Raw genomic sequence first — 25055 nt, forward strand, 5'->3', positions numbered from 1 at the left:
GAGACGAGCATGGCAATCCGCGTCGCGATCAACGGGTTTGGGCGTATCGGCCGCAACATTCTGCGCGCCATCGCCGAGTCCGGCCGCAAGGACATCGAGGTGGTCGGCATCAACGACCTCGGCCCGGTCGAGACCAACGCACACCTGCTGCGCTTCGATTCCGTGCACGGCCGCTTCCCCGGCACTGTCACGGTCGACGGCGACACGATCAGCCTCGGCGACAACAAGATCAAGGTTTCGGCCGAGCGCGATCCCTCCAAGCTGCCGTGGAAGGCGCTCGGCGTCGACGTCGCGCTGGAATGCACCGGCATCTTCACCGCGAAGGACAAGGCCTCCGCGCACCTCACAGCCGGCGCCAAGCGCGTGCTGGTCTCGGCGCCCGCCGACGGTGCTGACGCCACCATCGTCTACGGCGTCAACCACGACACGCTGACCAAGGATCACCTGGTGATCTCGAACGGCTCCTGCACCACCAACTGCCTCGCGCCGGTCGCCAAGGTCCTGAACGACACCGTCGGCATCGAGACCGGCTTCATGACCACGATCCATGCCTATACCGGCGACCAGCCGACGCTCGACACCCTGCACAAGGATCTCTATCGCGGCCGCGCTGCGGCGATGTCGATGATCCCGACCTCGACCGGTGCCGCGAAGGCGATCGGCCTCGTGCTGCCCGAGCTGAAGGGCAAGCTCGACGGCGTCTCGGTCCGCGTTCCGACCCCGAACGTTTCCGTGATCGACCTCAAGATCGTCGCCAAGCGCGCGACCGACGTCAAGGAGATCAACGAGGCGATGAAGCGTGCGTCCGAGCAGCAGCTCAAGGGCATCCTCGGCTACACCAACGCGCCGAACGTCTCGATCGACTTCAACCACGATCCGCACTCGTCGACCTTCCACATGGACCAGACCAAGGTGCAGAACGGCAACTTCGTGCGCGTGATGTCCTGGTACGACAATGAGTGGGGCTTCTCGAACCGTATGGCGGACACCGCCGTCGCGATCGGCAAGCTGGTTTAAGTTCGACTGTTCGCGATGCCCGGCTCACCGCCGGGCATCTGCGTGTTTGCCGCTCCGTCATTCCGGGATGGTCCGCAGGACCAGACCCGGAATCTCGAGATTCCCCGATGCGCAATTGCGCATCTGAGGTTCGATGCTCCGCATCGCCCCGGAATGACCCCAGGAGTTCGACACCCCCCATGACAAAATCGTTCCGCACCCTCGACGACGTCAACGTGAAGGGCAAGCGCGTGCTGCTGCGCGTCGACCTCAACGTCCCCATGGAAAATGGCCGCGTCACCGACGCCACCCGGCTCGAGCGCGTGGCCCCCACCATCACCGAAATATCCGACAAGGGCGGCAAGGTGATCCTGCTCGCCCATTTCGGCCGCCCCAAGGGACGCGATCCCAAGGAATCGCTGAAGCCGGTCGCCGAAGCGCTGTCGAAAGTGATCAAGCGCCCGGTCGGCTTCGCCGAGGACTGCATCGGCGAGCCTGCGGCCGCCGCTGTCGCGGCCCTCAAGGACGGCGACATCCTCTGCCTGGAAAACACCCGTTTCCATAAGGAAGAGGAGAAGAACGACGCCGGCTTCGTCGCTGAGCTCGCCAAGCTCGGCGACATCTGGGTCAACGACGCCTTCTCCGCCGCGCATCGCGCCCACGCCTCGACCGAAGGCCTCGGCCACAAGCTGCCCGCCTATGCCGGCCGCACCATGCAGGCCGAGCTCGATGCGCTCGGCAAGGCGCTGGAAGCGCCGACCAAGCCGGTGATCGCGATCATCGGCGGCGCCAAGGTCTCGACCAAGATCGACCTCCTGGAAAATCTCGTGAGCAAGGTCGACGCGCTGGTGATCGGCGGCGGCATGGCCAACACCTTCCTGCACGCGCAGGGCGTCGCCGTCGGCAAGTCGCTCGCCGAAAAGGATCTTGCCCCGACCGCGCTGCGGATCATGGAAAAGGCCAACGCCGCCAACTGCGCCATCATCCTCCCCGTCGACGCTGTCGTCGCCAACCAGTTTGCCGCCAACGCGCCGTCGCATGCCTATGGCCTCGATGCGATCCCGGCCGACGGCATGATCCTCGACGTCGGTCCGCAATCTATCGCGCGCATCCATGCCGCGATCGACGACGCGGCGACGCTGGTCTGGAACGGCCCGCTCGGCGCCTTCGAGCTGACGCCGTTCGACCGCGGCACCGTGGTGTCGGCCAAGCATGCCGCCGAACGCACCAAGGCCAGGAAGCTGATCTCGGTCGCCGGCGGCGGCGACACCGTCGCGGCGCTGAACCAGGCGGGCGTGGGCGGCGATTTTTCCTACGTCTCGACCGCGGGCGGCGCGTTTCTTGAATGGATGGAAGGCAAGCCGCTGCCGGGCGTCGAAGTTCTGAAAAACCGTTGATCCAGAGCATGATCCGGAAAAGTGTGAAGCGGTTTTCCGAAGAGATCATGCTTAAACAAAGAGCAAAAGCGCGATGAAAATGAGCTCATCGCGCTTCACATCCACGAACTTGCACTACAGGGAGAAATGGAATGGCTCGCATAACGTTGCGGCAACTGCTCGACCACGCGGCCGAGCATGATTACGGCGTACCTGCCTTCAACATTAACAACATGGAACAGGCGCTGTCGATCATGGCGGCAGCCTCCGAGGTCGACGCGCCCGTCATCATCCAGGCTTCGCGCGGCGCGCGGTCCTACGCCAACGACGTCATGCTCAAGCACATGATGGACGCCGTCACCGAGATCTACCCGCAGATCCCGGTCTGCGTGCATCTCGACCACGGCAACGAGCCCGCCACCTGCATGACCGCGATCCAGGCCGGCTTCACCTCGGTCATGATGGACGGCTCGCTGAAGGCCGACGGCAAGACCCCCGGCGACTGGGACTACAATGTCGGCGTCACCAAGACCGTGACCGGCATGGCCCATCTCGGCGGCATCTCGGTGGAAGGCGAGCTCGGCGTGCTCGGCTCGCTCGAGACCGGCATGGGCGACAAGGAAGACGGCCATGGCGCCGAGGGCAAGCTGTCGCACGACCAGCTGCTGACCAACCCGGACGAGGCCGTGAAGTTCGTCAAGGAGACCAAGGTCGACGCGTTGGCGATCGCGATGGGCACCTCGCACGGCGCCTACAAGTTCACCCGCAAGCCCGACGGCAACATCCTCGCCATGAACGTGATCGAGGAAATCCATCGCAAGCTGCCGAACACGCATCTGGTGATGCACGGCTCCTCGTCGGTGCCGCAGGAGCTGCAGGAGATCATCAACGCCAATGGCGGCAAGATGAAGCCGACCTGGGGCGTGCCGGTCGCCGAGATCCAGCGCGGCATCAAGAACGGCGTGCGCAAGATCAACATCGACACCGACAACCGGATGGCGATGACCGGCCAGATCCGCAAGGTGCTGAAGGACAATCCGGAAGAGTTCGATCCGCGTAAATACCTCAAGCCCGCAATGGAGGCGATGACCAAGCTGTGCAAGCAGCGCCTGCAGGAGTTCAACACCGCGGGCCAGGCCAGCAAGATCAAGAAGGTGCTGACCACGGCGGAAATGGCCAAGCGCTACGCCGCGGGCCAGCTCGACCCCAAGGTTGCCTGACGTATCTCTCCCTCTCCCCGCCCTTCGCGGGGAGAGGGTTGGGGTGAGGGGCTGCTTCCACGAGCGGCGAATGCGGTTAGACCTGTACCCCCTCACCCGGATTGCATCTAGCGATGCAACATAGCCGAAGCTCGACTTCGGCGTTCTTTGCCGACGGCCGCCGAAGGCGGCCTATGCCTCTCCCCGCAAGCGGGGCGAGGTGAACAGAACAAGCCAAATCTACGCGCGATCTCAGCCGCGACGAACGTTTTCTAGGCATTTGCCCGAGAACCGCCTATTTTGGTTTGCAAAGGCAATGGCTCTGGAGGACGCCCCGATGAACCTCTCCGACCTCAACAAAATCGCACTTGCCATGGTCACCCCGGGCAAGGGCATTCTCGCCGCAGACGAATCCTCCGGCACGATCAAGAAGCGGTTCGACGCCATCAAGGTCGATTCGACCGAGGACAATCGCCGTGACTATCGCGAGATGCTGTTCCGCTCGCAGGAGGCGATGAGCAAGTACATCTCCGGCGTCATCCTTTACGACGAGACGATCTGGCAGAATGCCAAGGACGGCACGCCGCTGGTCAAGCTGATCGAGCAGGCCGGCGCGATCCCCGGCATCAAGGTCGACGAGGGCACGCAGGCGCTGCCGAACTGCCCAGGCGAACTCGTCACCGTCGGCCTCGACAAGCTCGCCGAGCGGCTGAAGAAATATTACGAGCGCGGTGCGCGCTTTGCGAAGTGGCGCGCCGTGATCGATATCGGACCGCGAATCCCGACCCAGACCGCGATCCGTGCCAACGCCCATGCGCTGGCGCGCTACGCCGCGCTGTGCCAGGCCGCGCAGATCGTCCCGATCGTCGAGCCGGAGGTGCTGATGGACGGCGATCATGACATCGACCGCTGCTACGAGGTGACGCAGCGCGTGCTGAACCGCACCTTCCAGGAATTGCGGGTGCAGCGCGTCGCGCTCGAAGGCATGATCCTGAAGCCGAACATGGCGATCTCGGGCAAGAAGTGCCCGAAGCAAGCGCCGGTGCAGGAAGTCGCCGAGAAGACCATCCGCCTGCTCAAGAGCTGCGTGCCGGCCGCGGTGCCCGGCATCGCCTTCCTCTCCGGCGGCCAGAGCGACGAGGAAGCGACCGCGCATCTCGACGCCATGAACAAGATCGGCAATTTGCCCTGGCGGCTGACCTTCTCCTACGGCCGCGCGCTGCAGGCGGCGCCGCAGAAGGCGTGGTCCGGCAAGCCCGACAACGTCCCCGCGGGCCAGCGCGCCTTCTCGCATCGCGCCCGGATGAACGGGCTCGCGAGCACCGGCAATTGGGAAGCCGGCCTCGAGAAACAGGCGGCATAGTTGGCGACCAAGCCCGTTCCGCCGCGGCCGACGCCGCGCCTCTATCTGGCAACGCCGGCGGTCGATGAGCCTGCGCGGCTTGCGGCCGAGCTCACCGAGCTGCTTGCCGCGGCCGATGTCGCGGCCGTGCTGGTGCGGCTGCGCGAGAGCGATATGCGCAGCATGATCTCCACCATCAAGGCGCTGGCGCCCGCGATCCAGAACGCCGGCGCGGCGCTGCTGATCGACGGCTATCCCGATATCGTGGCTCGCGCCGGCGCCGACGGCGCGCATCTGACCGGCGTCGTCGCGATGGAAGAGGCGATGCCGTCGCTGAAACCCGACCGCATTGTCGGCGTCGGCGGGCTCGCGACCCGTCACGATTCCATGGCCGCGGGCGAAGCCGGCGCCGACTATGTACTGTTCGGCGAGCCCGACGCCAACGGACAGCGGCCCTCGCGCGAGGCCATCGCCGAGCGGCTGGAATGGTGGGACGAATTGTTCGAGCCGCCGTGCGTCGGCTTTGCAACCTCGCGCGAGGAAGCCGAGGCGTTTGCGGCGGCCGGTGCGGATTTCGTGCTGGTCGGAGACTCCATCTGGTCCGATCCGCGCAGCGCCAAGGCGGCGCTTGTCGAGATCGGAGAGGCGATTGCGCGGGCGCATGCCGGCACATTCGGCAAGGCCAAGGCCGAGGCCGAGGGATGACGCCGGAATGAAATGCCTGCGTCCGATAGCTGTTGCGCTCGGCTGCACGATGCTGGCGAGCGGCGCGATGGCGCAGCTCTCGATCACGCCGCCGGCACAGACGCCGCCTGCGAAGAAGGAGGCTCCGAAGCCGAAGGTGCATTCGCCGGTCGCGAAGAAGCCGACGCCGAAGCCCGCCGCCTCCGCGACGCCGAAGCCTGCCGCATCTCCGACGCCCTCGCCGACCCCGACCCAGGCCGTCGACGATCCCAATGTCGACCTCGTCTACGGCGCCTATCAGCGCGGCATGTACAAGACCGCGTTCGATCTCGCGACCGCGCGCGCGCAGAACAACAACGATGCCAAGGCCATGACGATGCTGGGCGAGCTCTATGCCAATGGGCTCGGCGTCAAGCGCGACTACGTCAAGGCCGACGAGTGGTACAAGCGCGCCTCCGATGCCGGCGACCGCGAGGCGATGTTCGCGCTCGCCATGATGAAGATCGCCGGCCGCGGCGGCGCCGTGGACAAGGATGCCGCGGTCAAGCTGCTGGCGTCGTCGGCCAAGCTCGGCGAGCCGAAGGCGGCCTATAATCTCGCGCTGCTCTATCTCGACGGCCAGACCCTGCCGCAGGACCTCCGCCGCTCCGCCGAGCTGTTGCGCATGGCCGCCGACGCCGGCAGCCCCGAGGCGCAATACGCGCTCGCGACCTTCTACAAGGAAGGCACCGGCGTGCCGAAGGACCTCGAGAAGGCGGCGCGGCTGCTGCAGGCCGCCTCGCTGGCCGACAATGTCGATGCCGAGGTCGAATATGCCATCGCGCTCTACAACGGCTCCGGCACCCCGCGGAACGTGCCGGCGGCGGTGGCGCTGCTGCGCAAGGCGGCCCGGCAGAACAGCGCGATCGCGCAAAACCGCCTCGCCCATGTGCTGGCGACCGGCGCCGGCGCCCCGGTGGACAAGGTCGAGGCGCTGAAATGGCACACGGTCGCCAAGACCGCCGGCAAGGGCGACCCCGATCTCGACGACATCCTCGCCGATATGAGCCCGGAAGACCGCGCCAAGGCCGAGGCAGCCGCGCGAAAATGGATCGGAAACAACGTCAAATGACGCCTTGACGGCGCCACTTCCAGAGGGCACCCAGTCCGAAACCCAGGGCGCCACAGGCCGTTTCCCGTCATCCTGAGGTGCGAGCGGAGCGAGCCTCGAAGGATGCACGGCCCCGGACCGGGCCGTCGATGCTTCGAGACGCGCGTTCCGCGCTCCTCAGGATGACGGGCAGGGTCTTGCTACGCTGCCCGATCGATTTCCAACGCTCGAAAGCCACCAGCTTCCATCATGCTCTATTCCGCTCTCATCAATGTCATGGTCAAGGCCGCGCGCCGCGCCGGCCGCAGCCTCAAGCGCGACCTCGGCGAGATCGAACATCTCCAGGTGTCGCTGAAGGGGCCGGCAAACTTCGTCTCGCTCGCCGACAAGCGCGCCGAGGAGATGCTCTACACCGACCTCGAGAAGGCCCGGCCCGGCTACGGGTTCGTCGGCGAGGAAGGCGGCAAGCGCGAAGGCTCTGACAAGAGCCACACCTGGATCGTCGATCCCCTGGACGGCACCACCAACTTCCTGCACGGCATCCCGCAATTCGCGATCTCGATCGGGCTGAAGCGCGAGGACACCGTGATCGCCGGCGTGATCTACAATCCCGCCAATGACGAGCTCTACATCGCCGAGCGCGGCAAAGGCGCGTTCCTCAACGACCAGCGCCTGCGCGTCGCCGGCCGCCGCCAGCTCAACGAATGCGTCGTGGCCTGCGGCCTGCCGCATATCGGCCGCGGTAGTCACCAGCTGGCGCTGCAGGAGATGGCGGCGCTGCAGACCAAGGTCGCGGGCTTCCGCCGCTTCGGCGCCGCCTCGCTCGACCTCGCCTTTGTCGCCGCCGGCCGGCTCGACGGCTATTGGGAGCGCAATCTGCAGGCCTGGGACGTCGCGGCCGGCCTGCTGATGGTCCGCGAAGCCGGCGGCACCGTCTCCGGCATCCAGGGCAATGACGACCCGCTGCAGACCGGCCACATCGTCTGCGGCAACGAGTTCGTGCACGGCGAGCTGATCAAGATCCTGAAGCCGCTCGGGCAGTAACGCGACGGCGCGATTTAATCGTCGTCATCCTCATCATCGTCGTCCTGCCCGTCACGAAATTCACCGCCCGCGGTCAGGCCCTCGATGGTGGTGGCGCCCTTCGTCTTGATCACCCGGCGCAGCGGCACCGCGCTCTCGCTGCGCAGCGCTTCCATCAGAGGCTCCGAATGGGTGACGATCCAGATGTCGGCACGGCGCGATGCCTTGGCGATCAGCCGCGCCAATGGCGCCAGCAGCGATGGATGCAGGCTGGTCTCGGGCTCGTTCAGCGCGATGAACGGCGGCAGCCGATAGCCCATGAACACGGCGAGCAGGCAGATATATTTCAGCGTGCCGTCGGATAGTTCGTGCGCCTTGAATGGCCGCGGCATGTCCTCCAGTTGCAACTGGAATTCACATAGCCCATTTTTTTCCCAAGCCCGCAGTTCGGCGCCCGGAAATGCGTCCTCGATCGCATCCTGCAGATCGCCGGCATCCTGCCTGATCGTGAACAGGGTTGCCAACACGGCAGCCAGATCGTGGCCATCGGCGCTCAGCGAAGGTGTCGTGATCGCGAGACACGGCTTTCGTATCGGCGACGCCGGATCGGTCCGGAAGTCGTGATAGAATCGCCAACTCAGCATTGCATTTCGGATCAGGTCGATCTCGGGACTTCCCTTACCATCCGAAAATCCGGCCAGTGCGGTTTCCGACGGCAGCACCGCATCATTGTGCTGGCTCCAGGTGCCGTTCTCATCGCGGACACTGACGAGTGAGTTGGTGCGCTCCAACATCAGTATTGTCTTCTTGCCGTGGGTCGCCTCGATCGTTTCGGACTTGATCATCGGCTCACCGGGAAATGCCGCCACGACCGGGCTCGGGAATCCGAGCTCGATGGAATATCTGACGTGGTCGAGCCTCACGGCCAACCGCAGCCTTGCATCCTCGCCGCGCTTGCGCAGGCCCGACCAATAGACCGAGTTCAGCCCGCCCTCGTCCGCGATCGTGCGGGTGATCCGGCCGGTGGCCGCGTCGCGCAGCAGCGACAGCGACTTGTAGAGGTTGGATTTGCCGACGCCGTTCTCGCCGACGAAGACGGACAGCGGCTGGATGGGCATGAAGAGCCGCCGGATCGAGCGATAATTCGAGATCGCAATATCGCTCGGCCGCATCGCATGCCCTCAATCCCCGGGTTGCCCAAACGCTTCCCGTTCAATCCAGAGCTGCAATCTGGATTGGTCAGCTTGCGAAAGCAAGCTGCTGATCTGAGCAGCACCGGTCCCTGATGTCAGTGACCGATCCTTGCCGGCGCGGGCGGGCCATATACCTCACCCTGCCCCGGCGCCGTTTCGCGATCGCCGGCCAGCACGCGCTGCACGCTGACGAAGAACACCGGCACCAGGAGCAGCGCGAGGATCACGACCGCGATCATGCCGCCCATCACCGATGTGCCGAGCGCCTGTTGGCTGGCGCCGCCGGCGCCGGTCGCGATCGCCATCGGCAGCACGCCGCAGACGAAGGCCAGACCGGTCATCAGGATCGGGCGGAATCTGAGGCTGCAGGCCTCGATTGTCGCCTCGACCAGCGGCTTGCCTTGCGCGCGCAGATCCTTGGCAAACTCGATGATCAGGATCGCGTCCTTGGCGGCAAGACCGATGATGGTGATCAAACCGACGGTGAAATAGACGTCGTTGGAGAGCCCGCGCATCGTCGCCGCCACCACCGCACCGAGAATGCCGAGCGGAATGGTGAGCAGCACCGCGAGCGGAATGGTCCAGCTCTCATAGAGCGCGGCCAGCAAGAGGAACACCACCAGCACCGACAGCGCGAGCAGGAACGGCGCCTGCGAGCCCGACAGCTTCTCCTGCAGCGACTGGCCGGTCCATTCATAGCCGAAGCCGCGCGGCAGCTTGTCGGCGAGCCGCTCCATTTCGGCGATCGCATCGCCCGAGGTGAAGCCCGGCCGCGCCTCGCCGGAGATGCGCACCGCCGGATAGTAGTTGAAGCCCGCGATCTGCGTCGGCCCCTTCGTCCACTCGATGGTGGCGAAGGCCGAGAACGGCACCAGCTGGCCGCGGCTGTTCTTGACGTTGTAGTTGAGGATGTCGTCCGCGTTCATGCGGCTGGTCTTGTCGGCCTGCACGATGACGCGCTGCATGCGCCCGCGGTTCGGGAAGTCGTTGATGTAGTTCGAGCCGAGATTGGTCGAGATCGTGTTGTTGATGTCCTCGAAGGTGAGGCCGAACGCGCCCGCCTTCTCGCGGTCGATCATCAGATTGACCTGCGGCGCGGGCGGCAGGCCTTCGACATAGACCTTCTGCAGGATCGGGCTGGCATTGGCCTCCGCGATCAGGCGATCGGACGCGGCGATCAGCGCCGAATAACCCTTCTGGCCGCGGTCCTGCAGGCGGAACGAGAAGCCCGAGGAATTGCCGAGGTTGTCGATCGGCGGCGGCTGCAACGCCGAGATCCTGGCGTCGCGGATCGACGACAAATCGCGGTTGATGTCGGCAACGATGGCGGCGGCGGAATCCTTCGGGCCGCGCTCCGACCAGTCCTTCAGGGTGATGAAGGCCTGCGCGGTGTTCATGCCCTGGCCGAGGAAGCTGAAGCCGGTGAGGAACGTGACGTTCTCGATGCCGGCGCGGTCCTTGAGGTACTTCTCGACCTGCTCGACCGCGGCTTCGGTCCGGGCATAGGACGACTCCGACGGCGTCTGCACGTCGGTCGTGATGAAGCCCTGGTCGTCGACCGGCAGGAAGCCGCCGGGCAACCGCACGAAGCCGTAGGCGACGCCTGCGAACAGCACCAGATAGATCAGCATCAGGCGGCCGGTGCGCTTCAGCCCGGCCTGCACCGTGCTGACATAGCCGGCGCGGCTGGTGTCGAGCACGCGGTTGAACCAGCCGAACACGCCCTTGCTGGCATGGCTGTGGCCCTTCTTGACCGGCTTGAGCAAGGTCGCGCACAGCGCCGGCGTCAGCGACAGCGCGAGCAGCGCCGAGAACGCGATCGCCGCCACCATGGTGACCGAGAACTGCCGATAGATGATGCCGACCGAGCCGGGGAAGAACGCCATCGGCACGAACACCGCCATCAGCACCAGCGTGATGCCGATGATGGCGCCGGTGATCTGCGACATCGCCTTCTTGGTGGCTTCCTTCGGCGGCAGGCCCTCCTCCGCCATGATGCGCTCGACGTTCTCGACCACGACGATGGCGTCGTCGACGAGGATGCCGACCGCCAGCACCATGCCGAACATCGTCAGCATGTTGATCGAAAAGCCCGCGATCATCAGCGTGGCGCAGGCGCCGAGCAGCGCCACCGGAACCACGATCGTCGGGATGATGGTGTAGCGGATGTTCTGCAGAAACAGGAACATCACGACGAACACCAGCACGACGGCCTCGACCAGCGTCGTCAACACCTTCTTGATCGAAGCCTCGACCACCGGCGTGATGTTGTAGGGGATTTCGTAGGAGATGTTGGCCGGGAAGAAGCGCGACAGCTCCTTCATCTTGGCTTCGACCGCGCTCGCGGTCGCCAGCGCATTGCCCTTCGGCGACAGCAGCACCGAGAGGCCGGCGGTCGGCTTGCCGTCGAGGCGGGTGTTGAACTGGTAGCTGAGGCCGCCGATCTCGATCCGCGCGACGTCGCGCAGGCGGACCGTCGAGCCGTCGGCGTTGGCGCGCAGGATGATGGCGCCGAACTCGTCGGGAGAGGACAGCTGGCCCTTCACCAGCACCTGCGCGGAAATCTTCTGGGTATCTGTGCTCGGCTCGGCGCCGATGCTGCCGGAGGCGACCTGGGCGTTCTGCGCCGTGATCGCCTTGTTGACGTCGTCGGCGGACAGGCCGTAGCCGACCAGCTTGGCCGGATCGATCCAGATCCGCAAGGACCGCTCGGTCGAATACAGCGTGGCGCGGCCGACGCCGGGGATGCGGCGCACCTCGCCCAGCACGTTGCGGATCATGAAGTCGCCGAGGCCCACTTCATCCAGCGAGCCGTCGGTCGAGTTCAGCGTGATGATCTGCAGCACGGCGGACGAGGCTTCCTCGACCAGGATGCCCTGCTGGATCACGGCGCGCGGCAGCCGCGCCTCGACGCGCTTGAGGCGGTTCTGCACCTCGACCGAAGCCTGGCTGGTGTCGGTGCCCGGCTTGAAGTTGGCGATGATCTCGACCTGGCCAAGCGAGTCGGAGGTCGATTCGAAGTTCAGGATGTTGGCGGCGCCGTTGAGCTCCTCCTCGATCAGCCGCGTCACGCTGTTGTAGAGGTTCTCCGGCGACGCGCCGGGATAGCTGGTCGAGATCGAGATCGAGGGCGGCGCGATGATCGGATATTGCGCGACCGCGAGCAGCGGAATCGAGATCGCGCCGATCAGACAGATGAACAGCGCGACGACCCAGGCGAAGATCGGCCTGTCGATGAAGAAGCTAGGCATATCGGATCACCGCACTGCGTGCGCGGTCTGGTGCGAATCCGTCGGTGCTGCAGCTGCGTCGACCTCGCGCCAGGCTTGCGGCCGGACCTTGTCGCCGGCGGCGAATTTCTGGAACCCCTCGACGACGACCTTGTCGCCGGCCTTCAGGCCATCGGTCACGAACCAGGAACCACCCTGCAGCGAGCCGGTGCGCACCGGCTGCACCGCGACGTGATTGTCGGCCTTGACGACGAACACCTCGCTGCCGCCGCCGCCATTGCGCTGGATCGCCTGCTGCGGCACGGCAATCGCATCGCTGTCGATGCCCTGCTCGATCAGCACGCGCACATACATGCCCGGCAGCAGGATGCGATGCGGGTTCGGGAACTCGCCGCGCAACGTCACCTGCCCGGTATAGGCGTCGACCTTGGCGTCGGAGAACAGCAGCTTGCCCGGCAGCGGGTAGATCGAGCCGTCGTCGAGCACGAGGCGCACCTTCATCGCGTCGGGCGCGATGCGGTCGAGATCGCCGCTCTCGAAGGCACGGCGGAGCTGGTTCATCTCGGTCACCGACTGCTGGAAGTCGGCGTAGATCGGATCGAGCTGCTGGATGGTCGCAAGGCTCGCGGCGTCGTTCTGCACGACGAGCGCGCCCTCGCTGACCAGCGCCGCGCCGATGGTGCCGTCGATCGGCGCGCGGATCGTCGCATAATCCAGATTGAGCTTGGCGCGCGCAACTTCGGCCTCGCGTCCCTGCACATCGGCTTCGGCCTGCTTCAGCGTCGCGATCGCCTTTTCGTTCTCGGCTTCCGGCGCCGCGCGCTGGCTGGTCAAGGTGGCGATACGGCGGGCCTGCAGCGCGGCCTGTTCGAGCACGGCCTTGGCGCGCGCCAGCGCCGCCTCGGTCGACTGCAATTCGACTTCGAACGGGCGCGGATCGATCTGGTACAGGGGATCGCCGACCTTCACCTCGCTGCCCTGATGGAACATGCGGTTGACCACGATGCCCGAGACGCGCGGGCGTACCTCGGAAACACGGGTCGGCGCGATGCGGCCCGGCAGCTCGCGCAGCATCGCGCGCGCCTGCGGCTTCACGGTGACGACACTGACGTCCGGCTCGGGTGCTTGCACGGCGGCGGTTGCGGTGTTCGGCTCGTCGCAGCCTGCAAGCAGTGGCGCCGTCACGGCCAGCATCAGAGCAATGCATGCCGATTGCGCGCGAAGTCCAGACATTGAGATAATCGCCCCTGAAAGGTTTGAACAAACGAACGGCGGTGTCACGGCGACACCGCTCGCGTTGCTGCGATGAAAATAAAATCTGCTTGCTGCGACGCAATGCGTTTTTGGGCGGCTCAATGTCACAGAATGCTATCACTCTGATTTCGCGGCATCTTTTGTCTTGTCACCGCATTGTGAGCGGGTTCCATCGCAGGCTGTGGGAATGCATTAAGGTCTGCGTGAGCGGGAACCCCGCCATTTTGCCTGCGCGGAATGCCGCACCTCGCAACACCGAGACCATCGGACCGAATCACCATCGTCGCGTTCGCCTCACCGAACGACGCGTGCAAGCCGACCTCATTTCGCGGTCTGCGGGTGGGGTGTGCAGTTCAGCGGATGGTGATGCGCCGAGCGGTCGGAAAGCCGTGCAAAGCGGCAACGGCCCACGAGATTCCAACTCAAGGTCCTGTTTGCTGCCCCTGGAATCGGCTTTCCTCACTCCGCCGCTGTGCCATATTGCTCGCAGATGCGGCCTCGCGAACGGATGACCCGGCAATGCCTCCTTCCCGCTCCGACATGGAGATCGAATTGAGCAAGCTGTCCTCGCCTCGTATCTTCCTGGTGCGGATGCTGGTGTTCCTGGTGCTCTGCGGCCTGGTCGGGGTCGTGCTGTACAAGCAGATCGTCACCGCCTTCTTTGCCAATCCGGGGCTGAACGCCCTGATCGGGGCGGTGCTGCTGATCGGCATCATCCTGGCGTTCCGCCAGGTGATCCGGCTCTATCCCGAGGTCGCCTGGGTCAACAATTTCCGCATCGCCGATCCCGGCCTTGCGATCGAGCGCCGCCCGACGCTGCTTGCCCCGATGGCCGCGATCCTCGGCGGCGAACGCTCGGGGCGGATGTCGATCTCGCAGCAGACCATGCGACATCTGCTCGATTCGATCGCAACCCGCCTCGATGAAGCCCGCGACATCTCGCGCTACATGACCGGCCTGTTGGTGTTCCTCGGCCTGCTCGGCACCTTCTGGGGCCTGATCGAGACGGTGGGCTCGGTCGGCAAGGTGATCGACGGGCTCAAGGTCGGCGGCGACTCCGGCGCGCTGTTCGATACGCTGAAGGAGGGCCTCGCCGCGCCGCTCGGCGGCATGGGCATCTCGTTCTCGTCCTCGCTGTTCGGCCTCGCCGGCTCGCTGATCCTCGGCTTCCTCGACCTGCAGTCGAGCCAGGCCCAGAACCGCTTCTACACCGACCTCGAGGACTGGCTCGCCGGCACCGTGCGCGGCATTTCCGGCGATGAAGCCGGCGACTCCGGCGACATGCAGGGCGCGATCGATCGGCTCCGCACCGCGCTCGAGGAAGGCGGCGGCGGCCGCAGCACCACGGCCGCGATGGCCAATCTTGCCGAGGCGATCCAGGGACTGGTTGCGCATATGCGCACCGAGCAGCAGATGATCCGGGAATGGGCCGACGGCCAGGGCGAGCAGAACCGCGAGATCAAGCGGCTGCTCGAACGCCTCGCCCGCCAGCCCGAGAAAAGCTAGCCGGGGAGCAAGCCCAAGGAGACACCCATGGCCCTCGCCCGCTCGCGCCGCAGCGAATCCGGCTTCAACTACTGGCCCGGCTTTGTCGACGCATTGTCGACGCTGGTGCTGTCGATCGTGTTCCTGCTGTCGGTGTTCCTCGTCGTGCAGTTCTTCCTGTCGCAGGAGGTCACCGGCAAGGACAAGGCGCTGGAACAGCTCACCGCCAAGATCGCTCAGCTCAACGACCTGCTATCGCTGGAGAAGCTCTCCAAGCTGACGCTCGACGACCAGGTAGCGCAGCTGCGCGCCGGGCTCGCTTCCGCCGAAGGCGAGCGTGACCGCATGAAGGGACTCTATGAGGGGCTCGCGAGTTCCGGCAGCGACGCGCAGGGCCGCGCCAACGAACTCAACAAGGCGCTGGAGTCCGAGAAGGCCGTATCGTCGCGCGCACTTGCGCAGATCGAGCTGCTGAACCAGCAGATCAGCGCGCTGCGCCGCCAGCTCGCCGCGCTCGAGGAGGCGCTCGACGCCTCCGAGAAACGCGACAAGGAATCGCAGAACCGCATCGCCGATCTCGGCCAGCGCCTCAATGTCGCGCTGGCGCAGCGGGTGCAGGAACTGTCGAAATACCGCTCGGAATTCTTCGGCCGGCTGCGTGCGATCCTCGGCAACCGTCCCGATATCCGCGTCGTCGGCGACCGCTTCGTGTTCCAGTCGGAAGTGTTCTTCGACACCGGCCAGGCGACGCTGCTGCCCGAGGGCAAGACCGAACTCGAAACGGTCGCGAGCGCGCTGATCGATCTCGACAAGCAGATTCCGCCCGAGATCGCCTGGGTGCTGCGCGTCGACGGCCACACCGACGTGCGGCCGATCAACAGCCCGCTGTTCAAGTCCAACTGGGAGCTGTCCTCGGCGCGCGCGATCTCGGTGGTGCAGTACCTGGTCTCGCTCGGCGTGCCGGCGCAGCGCCTGGTCGCCGCCGGCTTTGCCGAATTCCAGCCGCTCGACACCGCGCAGACCGAAGAGGCCTACAAGCGCAACCGCCGCATCGAGCTGAAGCTGACGGAACGCTAGGGCGACGGCGCCTGGCCAACCAGTCGTCATTGCCGGGCTCGACTGTGTTTGCGTCAACCCGTGGGACGGGCACACGGCACTATCCGTTCGTCGTCCTGGCGAAAGCCAGGACCTATAACCACCGCACTTGATCCTGGACGGGATCGTGGCCCCAGCATCGCGCAACAATTGAGATTTGGGGTAATGGGTCCGGCTTTCGCCAGGACGACATTGAGTGTGTGGCGAGGTCTGTGAGTCACACATCCGCATTCTCGCGACATGAATGTCCAAACTTCATGTCGAAAGATCCGCAACACCGGCGAGGCGTCGCCGCGATCGGTGGAGACCGTTCATTACACGGATATTTGCTTCGCCCTGGCGAGGCGTCCGGGAACGCATCAAATGCGGCTGACGTTATGTTGGTATCGCAATCTCGCGGGCTTGGCGGATCTCTCGTCTCCGTCGCGGCTGTGCCTGTCGCTCAAGCCTCACCGCGCCATCTCGGACCAGCACATGTTCAAGACCAAATTTGCCATCGTCGTCGCCGCCGGCCTCATCCTCGCACCGGCCCCGCTTCTCGCGCAGAACACCGGCGGCACCCCGCTGCCGCCGAGGCCTGGCGACCGCGCCGCACCGTCGAACGGCGTCGGCGGCACTGCGCTCCCGACCCAGTCCGGCCAGCGCGTCGCACCGTCTTCGGGCACCGGCGGCGGCAGCGCCGCACCGGCGCTTCCGGGAGGCCCGACGGGCACCACCACCGGCAATGCCGACAATCCGCAGCGGCGATGACGCGAGCGACGCTTGCGCGGGAAGTCCTGCGTGAACAATTGAACGCGCGGCCGATGTGATCGGCGATGGCCTGCGCCGAACGTCCATTCGATCATTGATTGATGAACGCCGCGCTAGGTCGCGCCGGCCGGCTCCGCGGCCGGTTCAACCGGCTCGGCTTCGGCCGTCACGAATTTGAGCCCGTAGGTCTTGCCGCGACGCCAGACCACCTCGCACGGATAGCGCTTGGCATGATCAGCGAGTAGCGTCAGCGCGAGGCGGTCATTCACCTCGAACTCGACCTCGGTGGTGATCTTGGCGCCGCCCGGCGAAATGTCGACCACGGCGCATTCGCTCTCGGTCGCGCCGTTGTCGACCGTGATCCAGGCCGCACGATTGTTGAGCTGGCGCCGCGGCTCGCGACTGACCTTGGTCCGTGCTCCATTGCTCGCCATCGTCGCCGTCCTTGAAGCCATTGGTCATTGAAAGACATTGCACGCCGTGCACGTCGCTCGACGCGCCCGGCACAGAACCGCAACGGCCACAATGACGGCCCCCCGTAAAGCCTGGCTTAGCGCGATCGCTTGAACTTTACCGGAATCTTGACGGGGCTTTTAGCGAACAGGGATTCTGCAATTCCATCAGCGGGATACCGGCCGCGTCGGCAGCCATCGGCTTGACACGGAGACCGCACTGTTGGTGAAGTGGCGGCCGTGGTCTTGACCACATCCCTTCAACAAGAGCGCTTCAAGCCGCCTTTTCCGACGGAAACGACCATGCTGATCCCCCTCGCCGACGTGCCGCGCTGGTATGCCGAACGCAAGCCCACGGATGCGATCGCCATCAGTCATGGCGCGGATGCGCTGACCTGGCTCGAGCTCGAGCGCCGCGCCAATGCACGGGCGCGCGCCTTCGCCGCCAAGGGCGTCAAGCCCGGCGACTTCGTCGCGATCGGGCTGCCCAACAGCAACGCGTTCTTCGAGACGACCTTCGCGGTGTGGAAGTGCGGCGCGACGCCGACCTCGCTGTCATGGCGGCTGCCGCGCGGCGAGGCCGCTGCCGTGCTCGAGATTCTGAAACCGTCGCTGGTGGTCGGCGGCGAGGCCGACTGGAATGCGCCGAATTCGCTGCCGGTGAATTTCGTGCCGGACGGATTCTCCGAGGAGCCGCTCGATGCGCCGGTCGCGCGCTACTGGAAGGCGATGACGAGCGGCGGCTCGACCGGGCGGCCGAAGGTGATCCTCGATCACAACCCCGCGGTGATCGAGACCACGGCCGAGGCGACGCTTGGCATTGCGCGCGACACCTCGCTGCTCAATCCGGGGCCGCTCTATCACAATGCGCCATTCATCCTCTCGCACTTTGCGCTGTTCGGGGGCGGAAGGGTCACCGGCATGGTGAAGTTCGACGCCGAGGAGACGCTGCGGCTGATCGAGCGCGAGCGCGTGCAATGGGTGAACTTCGTGCCGACCATGATGCACCGGATCTGGGCGCTGCCCGAGGAGGTGCGCAGCCGCTACGACGTCTCCAGCCTGAAAATCGTGTTTCACATGGCAGCGCCGATGCCGCCCTGGCTGAAGGAGAAATGGATCGAATGGCTCGGCCCCGAGCGGATCTGGGAGCTCTATGGCGGCACCGAGCGGCAGGGCGCCTGCGTAATCTCAGGCACCGAATGGATGGCGCACAAGGGCTCGGTCGGCAAGATCGGCGAGACCGCGAAACTGCGCATCATCGGCGAGGACGGCAACGACGTCGCGCCCGGCGAGACCGGCGAAATCTATTTCCTGCCCAATGACGGCGCCGGCTCGACCTATCACTATCTCGGCGCAACGCCGAAGCGGCGGCCGGATGGCTGGGAGTCGCTCGGCGACATCGGCCGACTCGATGAAGAAGGCTATCTCTATCTCGGCGACCGGCTCGCCGACATGGTTCTGCGCGGCGGCGCCAACATCTATCCGGCCGAGGTCGAGGCCGCGGTCAGCGAGCATCCCGAGGTGCGCTCCTGCGTCGTGGTCGGACTGCCCGATCCGGAATTCGGCCAGCGCGTGCATGCAATCCTCGAGCTCGCCGACAGCGCCGATGCGCAAGCGATCGCCGACGGCATGGGCGATTTCCTGAAGGACCGGCTCAGCCGCTACAAGCATCCGGAAAGTTTCGAGCGCGTCGGCACCGCGCCGCGCGACGATTCCGGAAAGGTTCGCCGCACCATGCTGCGCGACGAGCGCGCCGCGTGGATCAAGGACAACCGTGCCTTCCGCATCATGCCGGCGCGTGCGGCAAAAACCGAATAGGTTCAATTATCTTGCGAGGGGCAGGTCTGCACGCCACATGAGCTGTGCAGGCTGCCCTGCAAGGTATATCATTCCATCTTCCCTGCCGGCAGAACCTCGGTCTACCTTGAGGTTCCAGCGCCCTGCACGCCAGGAGATCCCTTGATGCCCTCCACGACCGAATGGAAAGTGCCCGCGGCCTTTCAGCCTCGCCCCGAAGATTACCGCTACGATCTCGATCGCGCGCTGATGAGTGTGGTCGGGCTGCACTCGATCATTCCGCCGGATGCTTTCAGCGCCGAGACGCTCGGCACCGAGCGCGCCGGCAATGGCGTCCTGATCGACGACGGGCTGGTGCTGACGATCGGCTATCTGATCACTGAAGCCGCCACGGTGTGGCTGCATCTCGGCGACGGCCGCGCGGTCGAGGGCCACGCGCTCGGCTTCGATTTCGAATCCGGCTTCGGCCTGGTGCAGGCGCTCGGCCGGGTCGATCTCGAGCCGCTGCGGATCGGCTCGTCCGCGGCGACGCAGGTCGGCGACAATGTGGTGCTCGGCGGCGCCGGCGGCCGCACGCGCTCGGTCGCAAGCCAGATCGCGGCGAAGCAGGAATTCGCCGGCTACTGGGAGTATCTGCTGGACGAGGCGATCTTCACTTCTCCGTCGCATCCGAACTGGGGCGGCACCGGGCTGATCAACAATGCCGGCGAGCTGATCGGCATCGGCTCGCTGCAGCTCGAACGCGAGCGCTCGGGCCACGCCGAGCATGTCAACATGATCGTGCCGATCGATCTGCTCAATCCGGTGCTGGACGATTTGCGCAAGTTCGGCCGGGTCGACAAGCCGGCGCGGCCGTGGCTCGGCATGTTCACGACCGAGATCGACAACCGCCTCGTGGTGGTCGGCGTCGCCAGCAAGGGACCGGCGGCGCGCGCCGAACTGAAGACCGGCGACGTGATCCTCGCGGTCGACGGCGACAAGGTGACGAGCCAGGCCGGCTTCTACCGCAAGCTCTGGTCGCTCGGCGCGGCCGGCGTCGACGTGCCGCTGACCATCTATCACGAGGGCGTCACCTTCGACGTCACGCTGACCTCGATCGACCGCATAAAGCTGTTGAAGGCGCCGCGGCTTCATTGAGGCAAAGGGAAGAGGCAGCGGCGATGAGCGAGGCGGTGGTTGACGACATCGTGGCCGTGCTGCCGCCGCTGTTGCAGACGCTGGAATCGCTGTCCTTCGTCGCGCGCAACCTCAATCCGCCGGACTTCGATCGCGTGATGCAGATTGCGGGCGAGCCGGAGGAGGCCTTGCAGGCGGTGCGGCCGCGGCTCGCCGACTGGCCGGAGAAATTCGCGCACATCAAGACCGCGCTGGAAGCCGCGATCGAACCAGCGCTCGCCGGCTACGCAGGGCTGCGCGCCGTGCAGAACGGCGAAGGCGATCTGGTCAACGTATTCCGCGCGCTGCGCTATCTGCCGCGGGCGCAGGAGGCGCTCTATCCCTTGACCGAGTTGCCGCCGGTCAGCGGCTTCTTCATCGCGCCCGATCTGCGCGAGGATACCGAGCTGCAGGCGAAGCTCGCGGCCAAGCCCAACGCCGACACCGGCATCTTCCACGAGCGCAACGAGCCGGGCAGCCGCGGCGGCTTCTCGATGTACGTGCCGGAGTATTACACGCCCGACCGCGCCTGGCCGCTGGTGATGGCGCTGCATGGCGGCAGCGGCAATGGCCGCGGCTTCCTGTGGAGCTGGCTGCGCGATGCGCGCAGCCGCGGCGCCATCCTGGTGGCGCCGACCGCGACCGGCCAGACCTGGGCGCTGATGGGCGAGGACACCGACACGCCGAACCTGAACCGCATCATCGACCAGGTGCGCGCGCACTGGACGATCGACGAGACGCGCACGCTGCTCACCGGCATGAGCGACGGCGGCACCTTCAGCTATGTGAGCGGGCTCGACGGCGCCTCGCGCTTCACGCATCTGGCGCCCGTTGCCGCGACCTTCCATCCGCTGATGGCGGAAATCGCCGACGCGGAGCGGCTGCGCGGCTTGCCGATCTTCATCACCCACGGCCGGCTCGACTGGATGTTCCCGGTGCAGACCGCGCGGCAGACCCAAGGCCTGCTGTCGGCCGCCGGCGCGAGGGTGACCTATCGCGAGATCGACGATCTCAGCCACACCTATCCGCGCGAGATCAATGCGGAGATCATGCAGTGGATGAATGGTGAGCGAGCCGACAGCACCTGAGGGATCGTATCCCGTCATTGCGAGCCAAGCGAAGCCATCCATTGTCACCGAGCACGCGGGCAGATGGATTGCTTCGTCGCTGTCGCTCCTCGCAATGACGTTGCGGGGAGAAGATTACCCGTTCACTCGCGGCTTGAGCAGGTCGGAGAAGCCGACCCGGTGCAGCATCTCGTTGCGGACGCGGTCGATCACGCCGAATGCGACTTCGGCGCCATCTTGCGTCGGATCGATGTGGACGCGGAACGGCCGCTTGCCGAACGGCGTATCGACGACCTTGACGATCGCGTCGGCGACCGACGAGGCGTCGGCATCCTCGGGCACGATCGCCGCGAACGCCTTCATGATCTCCTCGCCGAAGCCGGCATAGGGACCAGCCTCATATTCGGCGACGCGGGCCTCGTCGGCGGGACGGCCGGAATGCGCAAAGTGGTTGGTGCCGCCGGTGAAGGCGCCGGGCACGATGATCGAGGTCTCGATGCCCCAGCGCGTAAGCTCCCGGGCATAGATCACGGCCATCGCATCCATGCCGGCCTTGGCCGCGAAATACGGCGCGAGATAGGGCGGCGTGCCGCCGGCCGAAGAGCTGCTCGACACCCAGACCACGAGTCCCCTGCCCTGCTTGCGCAGTTGCGGCAGCGCCGCGCGATTGACGCGCTGTGTCGACAGCACGTTGACGTCGTAGAGCTCGGCAAGCTGCTCGGGCGTGAACGCCTCCGCCGGGCCGAACACCATGTGGCCGGCATTGTGCATCACGACGTCGAGGCGGCCTTCCTCGGCGACGATCTGCGCAATCGCCGCATCGACCGACGCCTGCGAGCCGACATCGAGCTCGAGCGCGCGCAGGTCGACCTTGTTGTCGCGCGCGAACTCCTCGATATCGGCGACCGCGGAGGCGTTGCGGCCGGTGGTGTGGCGCATCGAGGCGTAGACGGTGTGGCCGGCCTTGGCGAGCGCGTTGGCGGTGAGGCGGCCGAAGCCGCTCGAAGCGCCGGTGATGACGATGACCTGTTTCATGACACGTATCCTTGTGAAGTCGGTTGAATGCGAGTTGGGTTGGAGATGTGCGGGTGTCAGACCAGGCCGCCATTGGCGCGGAGCGCCTGGCCGTTGATCCAGGAGCCGTCGGGGCCGGCGAGGAACGACACGACATTGGCGATGTCATCGGGCGTGCCGAGCCGCTCCAGCGGCACCATCTTGGCGAAGCGGTCGATCAATTCGTCCGACTTGCCGTGCAGGAACAGGTCGGTCGCGGTCGGCCCGGGCGCGACCGCATTCACCGTGATGCCGCGGCCGCGCAACTCCTTGGACAGGATCGCGGTCAACGACTCGATCGCGGCCTTGGTCGCGACATAGATGCCGTAGGTCTCGAGCTTGGTGCCGACGACGCTGGTTGAGAAGTTGACGATGCGTCCGCCGTTGCGCAGGCGGCGCGCCGCCTCGCGCATGGTGTTGAAGCTGCCCTTCAAATTGACCGCGACCTGCTGGTCGAACGCGGCATCGTCGCTGTCGGCGATCTTGCCGAGCTTCATGATGCCGGCATTGTTGACCAGCACGTCGACGCCGCCGAAGGCGGCTTCCGCCGCGTCGAACATGCCGCGCACCGCGTGGGCATCGCTGACATCGGCCTTCGCGGTCGGTGCCCGGCCGCCGGCGGCCTCGATCCTGTCGGCCACCGCCTGGGCGGACTTGGCGTCGCCGGAGTAGTTGATGACGACGGTGAAGCCGTCCTTGGCGAGGCGTTCGGCCACCGCCGCGCCGATCCCGCGCGAGGCACCCGTCACCAGAGCTACCTTGTTGGTTTGGTTGGTCATTTTCAGTCTCCCATCAGGTTGTGCGGCCGCGCCGCGTTCGATGGGAGGACACTATGTCTTGGCGTCTTCCGGATAATCATGCATCATCCGACATCACTATTCGTTATTTCCGGACAATAGATGGACCGTTTCGACGCGATGCGCGTGTTCACCCGGGTGGTCGAGCGGCGCAGCTTTTCGCTCGCCGCCGAGGATCTGGGGCTGCCGCGCTCGACGGTGACGGACGCGGTGAAGGGGCTGGAGGCGCGGCTCGGCGTGCGGCTGCTCGAGCGCACCACGCGCACGGTGCGCCCGACGCTCGATGGCGAGGCGCACTACCGCCGCTGCCTGTCGCTGATCGCGGATCTCGAAGACGCCGAGGGCGCGTTCGGCGGCGCGCGGCCGAAGGGGCTGCTGCGGCTCGACGTGCAGGGCACGCTGGCGCGGCACTTCCTGCTGCCGAACCTGCCGGGCTTCCTCGCCGAATATCCTGATATCGAGATCAACATGAGCGAGAGCGACCGCTGGGTCGATCTGATCCGCGAAGGCGTCGACTGCGTGCTGCGCTTCGGCAAGCTGCCCGACAGCGACATGATCGCGCGGCAGGTCACGATGCTGGAGCGGTTGACCTGCGCGACGCCGGATTACCTTGCGCGTTTCGGCACACCGGTCGACCCGTTCGCACTCGATGGCCATCGCATGATCGGCATCCGCTCGCTGACCACCGGACGCCTGCGGCCGATGGAGTTCGTGATCGACGGCGCGCTGAAGCAATTTCCGCTGCCGGCGCCGATGTCGGTGACCGGCCCCGAGAGTTACCTGGCGAGCGCCAAGCTCGGCCTCGGCCTCGTGCAGGTGCCGCGCTTCCATGCCGAAACCGATCTGGCAAACGGAACGCTGGTCGCGGTGCTGCAGCAATGCCCGCCGCCATCGGTGCCGGTAAACCTGCTCTATCCGCGCAACCGCCAGCTCTCGCCGCGCGTGCGCGTGTTCATCGATTACGTGATGCGGGCGTTCGCGCGCAGTTGATCGATCGCCGGAACCACAGCGAGCCCCGCAACGTTATGCTTCCGACACCGGAGGGATTGAGCGATGCGGACCTTTTTCGGCATGATTTTGGGCGCGCTGCTGCTGACATGCGGCGTCTACGTCTACGATTCCATGCGGACATCGAGCGTCGCCAATGGCGAGGTGGCGCAGGACACGCGCACCATCGTCAATTGGGACGTCGCAGCGCGTGACTGGAACCTGCTGAAGACGCGCACCCGCGAGCAGTGGGACAAGATCGCGGCGAAGTAACGAATGTTTTCAAGCCGACATAAAAGCAGATGGCCTCTCCAGCGCCGGAGAGGCCATTTTCGTCACAGGAAGCGCGATCAATTCTGCTCGGTCTTGCGGCCCATATTGGCCTTGCGGGCGTCGGCGATCACCTGCTCGAACTGATCCATGCTGAGCACGCCCGGTACGCGGTACTTGCCGACGATGAATGACGGCGTGCCGTTGAAGCCGAACGCCAGCGCCTGCTCGTTGTTGCGGGAAAGGATCGCATCGATCGCCTTGGCGTTGGCGTCGTGATCCTTCTTCAGGCGGTCCATGTCGAGGCCGGCGCCCGAGAGCAACTCGGCGATGCGCGGCTCGGTGATGCGCGAATTGACCGAGATCATCGCCTCATGCGCGACGTCGAACTTGTTCTGGTACTTCGCCGCCAGCGCCATCCGCGCCGCGACCTTGGAGACCGGCCCGAGGATCGGCCAATCCTTCAGCACGAGGCGGACCTTGCCGTCGTCCTGCACCACCTGGCGCAGCTCCGGCGCGAGCTTGCGGCAATAGGGGCAGTTGTAATCGAACCATTCGACGATGGTGATGTCGCCCTTGGGGTTGCCTATCACCGGAATATCCGGATCGCGCAGCACCTGCTCCTCGGTCAGGACATTGTCGTCCTCGGCGCGCGCGGCGCCCGCGGCCATGAGCGCGATGCCGGCACCGATCAGGCCGAGCGCGCCGCGGCGGGTGGCACCGGCGTTGATCAGGGGCGATTTCGTCATTTGGTTCATGG

At 65.7% G+C, this 25055-nt stretch carries 22 protein-coding genes; 15 read left to right on the plus strand and 7 right to left on the minus strand.

The genetic code is table 11. The features are described 5' to 3' along the window. Positions 1-9 precede the first annotated feature (9 nt). The 7 genes from gap (at position 10) to J2R76_RS22670 (ending at position 7731) form a co-directional block, all read left to right on the plus strand. Positions 10-1017 carry a type I glyceraldehyde-3-phosphate dehydrogenase gene (gap, locus tag J2R76_RS22640; protein WP_016842563.1) on the plus strand — a complete coding sequence of 336 codons (1008 nt, stop codon included), beginning with the start codon at positions 10-12 and terminating at the stop codon, positions 1015-1017. 179 nt (positions 1018-1196) lie between these two features. Then, complete coding sequence (locus tag J2R76_RS22645; protein WP_057016200.1) at positions 1197-2393, plus strand: phosphoglycerate kinase; 1197 nt, start codon at positions 1197-1199, stop codon at positions 2391-2393. Between the two features lie 131 nt (positions 2394-2524). Beyond that, positions 2525-3592 (plus strand): class II fructose-bisphosphate aldolase, encoded by a 1068-nt coding sequence (gene fba, locus J2R76_RS22650; RefSeq protein ID WP_057016199.1) that lies wholly within the window; start codon positions 2525-2527, stop codon positions 3590-3592. 316 nt (positions 3593-3908) lie between these two features. Further along, complete coding sequence (locus tag J2R76_RS22655; RefSeq protein WP_076825042.1) at positions 3909-4934, plus strand: class I fructose-bisphosphate aldolase; 1026 nt, start codon at positions 3909-3911, stop codon at positions 4932-4934. Next, a complete protein-coding gene (locus tag J2R76_RS22660; RefSeq protein WP_253624980.1) occupies positions 4935-5618 on the plus strand; it encodes a thiamine phosphate synthase in 684 nt (227 codons plus the stop codon). A 7-nt stretch (positions 5619-5625) separates the two neighbouring features. Further along, a complete protein-coding gene (locus tag J2R76_RS22665; protein WP_057016198.1) occupies positions 5626-6708 on the plus strand; it encodes an SEL1-like repeat protein in 1083 nt (360 codons plus the stop codon). A gap of 228 nt (positions 6709-6936) precedes the next feature. Beyond that, positions 6937-7731, plus strand: a complete 795-nt coding sequence (locus J2R76_RS22670; RefSeq protein WP_253624981.1) for an inositol monophosphatase family protein — start codon at positions 6937-6939, stop codon at positions 7729-7731. 14 nt (positions 7732-7745) lie between these two features. Here J2R76_RS22670 and J2R76_RS22675 read toward each other — a convergent pair whose 3' ends face one another. From J2R76_RS22675 to J2R76_RS22685, 3 genes are all read right to left on the minus strand, one after another. Further along, positions 7746-8882 carry an AAA family ATPase gene (locus tag J2R76_RS22675; RefSeq protein WP_253624982.1) on the minus strand — a complete coding sequence of 379 codons (1137 nt, stop codon included), beginning with the start codon at positions 8880-8882 and terminating at the stop codon, positions 7746-7748. A 116-nt stretch (positions 8883-8998) separates the two neighbouring features. After that, positions 8999-12154: a multidrug efflux RND transporter permease subunit gene (locus tag J2R76_RS22680; RefSeq protein ID WP_253624983.1), complete on the minus strand. Its 3156-nt coding sequence runs from the start codon at positions 12152-12154 to the stop codon at positions 8999-9001. A 6-nt stretch (positions 12155-12160) separates the two neighbouring features. Further along, entirely contained in the window at positions 12161-13366 is a 1206-nt protein-coding gene (locus tag J2R76_RS22685; RefSeq protein WP_253604559.1) for an efflux RND transporter periplasmic adaptor subunit, read from the minus strand. 540 nt (positions 13367-13906) lie between these two features. Here J2R76_RS22685 and J2R76_RS22690 point away from each other — a divergent pair. The 3 genes from J2R76_RS22690 to J2R76_RS22700 all read left to right on the plus strand — a co-directional run bounded on the left by J2R76_RS22690 (position 13907) and on the right by J2R76_RS22700 (position 16717). Continuing rightward, positions 13907-14893 carry a flagellar motor protein MotA gene (locus tag J2R76_RS22690; RefSeq protein ID WP_253624984.1) on the plus strand — a complete coding sequence of 329 codons (987 nt, stop codon included), beginning with the start codon at positions 13907-13909 and terminating at the stop codon, positions 14891-14893. A gap of 27 nt (positions 14894-14920) precedes the next feature. Next, positions 14921-15949 (plus strand): peptidoglycan -binding protein, encoded by a 1029-nt coding sequence (locus J2R76_RS22695; protein WP_057016193.1) that lies wholly within the window; start codon positions 14921-14923, stop codon positions 15947-15949. Between the two features lie 381 nt (positions 15950-16330). After that, the gene (locus tag J2R76_RS22700) at positions 16331-16717 is read left to right on the plus strand and encodes a hypothetical protein (RefSeq protein WP_253624985.1); all 387 of its coding nucleotides are present in this window, start codon (positions 16331-16333) and stop codon (positions 16715-16717) included. Between the two features lie 113 nt (positions 16718-16830). Here the strand turns inward: J2R76_RS22700 and J2R76_RS22705 are convergent, their stop codons facing one another. Further along, complete coding sequence (locus J2R76_RS22705; RefSeq protein WP_076825009.1) at positions 16831-17151, minus strand: PilZ domain-containing protein; 321 nt, start codon at positions 17149-17151, stop codon at positions 16831-16833. A gap of 321 nt (positions 17152-17472) precedes the next feature. On the opposite strand from J2R76_RS22705, the gene J2R76_RS22710 reads away from it, so the two are divergent. The 3 genes from J2R76_RS22710 (at position 17473) to J2R76_RS22720 (ending at position 21209) form a co-directional block, all read left to right on the plus strand. Beyond that, positions 17473-18987, plus strand: coding sequence for an AMP-binding protein (locus J2R76_RS22710; RefSeq protein WP_229192663.1), 1515 nt, complete (start codon positions 17473-17475; stop codon positions 18985-18987). A gap of 144 nt (positions 18988-19131) precedes the next feature. Then, the gene (locus tag J2R76_RS22715) at positions 19132-20103 is read left to right on the plus strand and encodes a S1C family serine protease (protein ID WP_057016190.1); all 972 of its coding nucleotides are present in this window, start codon (positions 19132-19134) and stop codon (positions 20101-20103) included. Between the two features lie 23 nt (positions 20104-20126). After that, entirely contained in the window at positions 20127-21209 is a 1083-nt protein-coding gene (locus J2R76_RS22720; RefSeq protein WP_168859135.1) for a phospholipase, read from the plus strand. Positions 21210-21323: 114 nt separating this feature from the next. Here the strand turns inward: J2R76_RS22720 and J2R76_RS22725 are convergent, their stop codons facing one another. After that, entirely contained in the window at positions 21324-22223 is a 900-nt protein-coding gene (locus tag J2R76_RS22725) for an SDR family oxidoreductase (RefSeq protein ID WP_057016188.1), read from the minus strand. 56 nt (positions 22224-22279) lie between these two features. Beyond that, the gene (locus J2R76_RS22730) at positions 22280-23020 is read right to left on the minus strand and encodes an SDR family oxidoreductase (RefSeq protein WP_057016187.1); all 741 of its coding nucleotides are present in this window, start codon (positions 23018-23020) and stop codon (positions 22280-22282) included. A 120-nt stretch (positions 23021-23140) separates the two neighbouring features. Here J2R76_RS22730 and J2R76_RS22735 point away from each other — a divergent pair, with 120 nt between their 5' ends. Both J2R76_RS22735 and J2R76_RS22740 read left to right on the plus strand, forming a co-directional pair. Beyond that, on the plus strand, positions 23141-24028 hold the full coding sequence (locus J2R76_RS22735; RefSeq protein WP_253624986.1) for a LysR family transcriptional regulator: 888 nt from the start codon (positions 23141-23143) through the stop codon (positions 24026-24028). 63 nt (positions 24029-24091) lie between these two features. After that, positions 24092-24298: a hypothetical protein gene (locus J2R76_RS22740; RefSeq protein ID WP_253624987.1), complete on the plus strand. Its 207-nt coding sequence runs from the start codon at positions 24092-24094 to the stop codon at positions 24296-24298. A gap of 77 nt (positions 24299-24375) precedes the next feature. On the opposite strand, the gene J2R76_RS22745 is transcribed toward J2R76_RS22740, so the two are convergent. After that, a complete protein-coding gene (locus J2R76_RS22745; RefSeq protein ID WP_229192658.1) occupies positions 24376-25053 on the minus strand; it encodes a DsbA family protein in 678 nt (225 codons plus the stop codon). Positions 25054-25055 lie beyond the last annotated feature (2 nt).

Source organism: Bradyrhizobium sp. USDA 4532 (assembly GCF_024171315.1).
GTDB classification, from domain to species: Bacteria; Pseudomonadota; Alphaproteobacteria; order Rhizobiales; family Xanthobacteraceae; genus Bradyrhizobium; species Bradyrhizobium australafricanum.

Bases quoted from the DNA above. Each gene is read 5' to 3' on its own strand.
- J2R76_RS22700 (WP_253624985.1), top strand. From the start codon at position 16,331: ATGCGGCTGACGTTATGTTGGTATCGCAATCTCGCGGGCTTGGCGGAT.
- J2R76_RS22730 (WP_057016187.1), bottom strand. From the start codon at position 23,020: ATGACCAACCAAACCAACAAGGTAGCTCTGGTGACGGGTGCCTCGCGC.
- J2R76_RS22735 (WP_253624986.1), top strand. From the start codon at position 23,141: ATGGACCGTTTCGACGCGATGCGCGTGTTCACCCGGGTGGTCGAGCGG.
- fba (WP_057016199.1), top strand. From the start codon at position 2,525: ATGGCTCGCATAACGTTGCGGCAACTGCTCGACCACGCGGCCGAGCAT.
- J2R76_RS22715 (WP_057016190.1), top strand. From the start codon at position 19,132: ATGCCCTCCACGACCGAATGGAAAGTGCCCGCGGCCTTTCAGCCTCGC.
- J2R76_RS22740 (WP_253624987.1), top strand. From the start codon at position 24,092: ATGCGGACCTTTTTCGGCATGATTTTGGGCGCGCTGCTGCTGACATGC.
- J2R76_RS22690 (WP_253624984.1), top strand. From the start codon at position 13,907: ATGCCTCCTTCCCGCTCCGACATGGAGATCGAATTGAGCAAGCTGTCC.
- J2R76_RS22705 (WP_076825009.1), bottom strand. From the start codon at position 17,151: ATGGCGAGCAATGGAGCACGGACCAAGGTCAGTCGCGAGCCGCGGCGC.
- J2R76_RS22685 (WP_253604559.1), bottom strand. From the start codon at position 13,366: ATGTCTGGACTTCGCGCGCAATCGGCATGCATTGCTCTGATGCTGGCC.
- J2R76_RS22670 (WP_253624981.1), top strand. From the start codon at position 6,937: ATGCTCTATTCCGCTCTCATCAATGTCATGGTCAAGGCCGCGCGCCGC.
- J2R76_RS22745 (WP_229192658.1), bottom strand. From the start codon at position 25,053: ATGAACCAAATGACGAAATCGCCCCTGATCAACGCCGGTGCCACCCGC.
- J2R76_RS22675 (WP_253624982.1), bottom strand. From the start codon at position 8,882: ATGCGGCCGAGCGATATTGCGATCTCGAATTATCGCTCGATCCGGCGG.
- J2R76_RS22720 (WP_168859135.1), top strand. From the start codon at position 20,127: ATGAGCGAGGCGGTGGTTGACGACATCGTGGCCGTGCTGCCGCCGCTG.
- gap (WP_016842563.1), top strand. From the start codon at position 10: ATGGCAATCCGCGTCGCGATCAACGGGTTTGGGCGTATCGGCCGCAAC.
- J2R76_RS22680 (WP_253624983.1), bottom strand. From the start codon at position 12,154: ATGCCTAGCTTCTTCATCGACAGGCCGATCTTCGCCTGGGTCGTCGCG.
- J2R76_RS22645 (WP_057016200.1), top strand. From the start codon at position 1,197: ATGACAAAATCGTTCCGCACCCTCGACGACGTCAACGTGAAGGGCAAG.
- J2R76_RS22665 (WP_057016198.1), top strand. From the start codon at position 5,626: ATGAAATGCCTGCGTCCGATAGCTGTTGCGCTCGGCTGCACGATGCTG.
- J2R76_RS22695 (WP_057016193.1), top strand. From the start codon at position 14,921: ATGGCCCTCGCCCGCTCGCGCCGCAGCGAATCCGGCTTCAACTACTGG.
- J2R76_RS22710 (WP_229192663.1), top strand. From the start codon at position 17,473: ATGCTGATCCCCCTCGCCGACGTGCCGCGCTGGTATGCCGAACGCAAG.
- J2R76_RS22655 (WP_076825042.1), top strand. From the start codon at position 3,909: ATGAACCTCTCCGACCTCAACAAAATCGCACTTGCCATGGTCACCCCG.
- J2R76_RS22725 (WP_057016188.1), bottom strand. From the start codon at position 22,223: ATGAAACAGGTCATCGTCATCACCGGCGCTTCGAGCGGCTTCGGCCGC.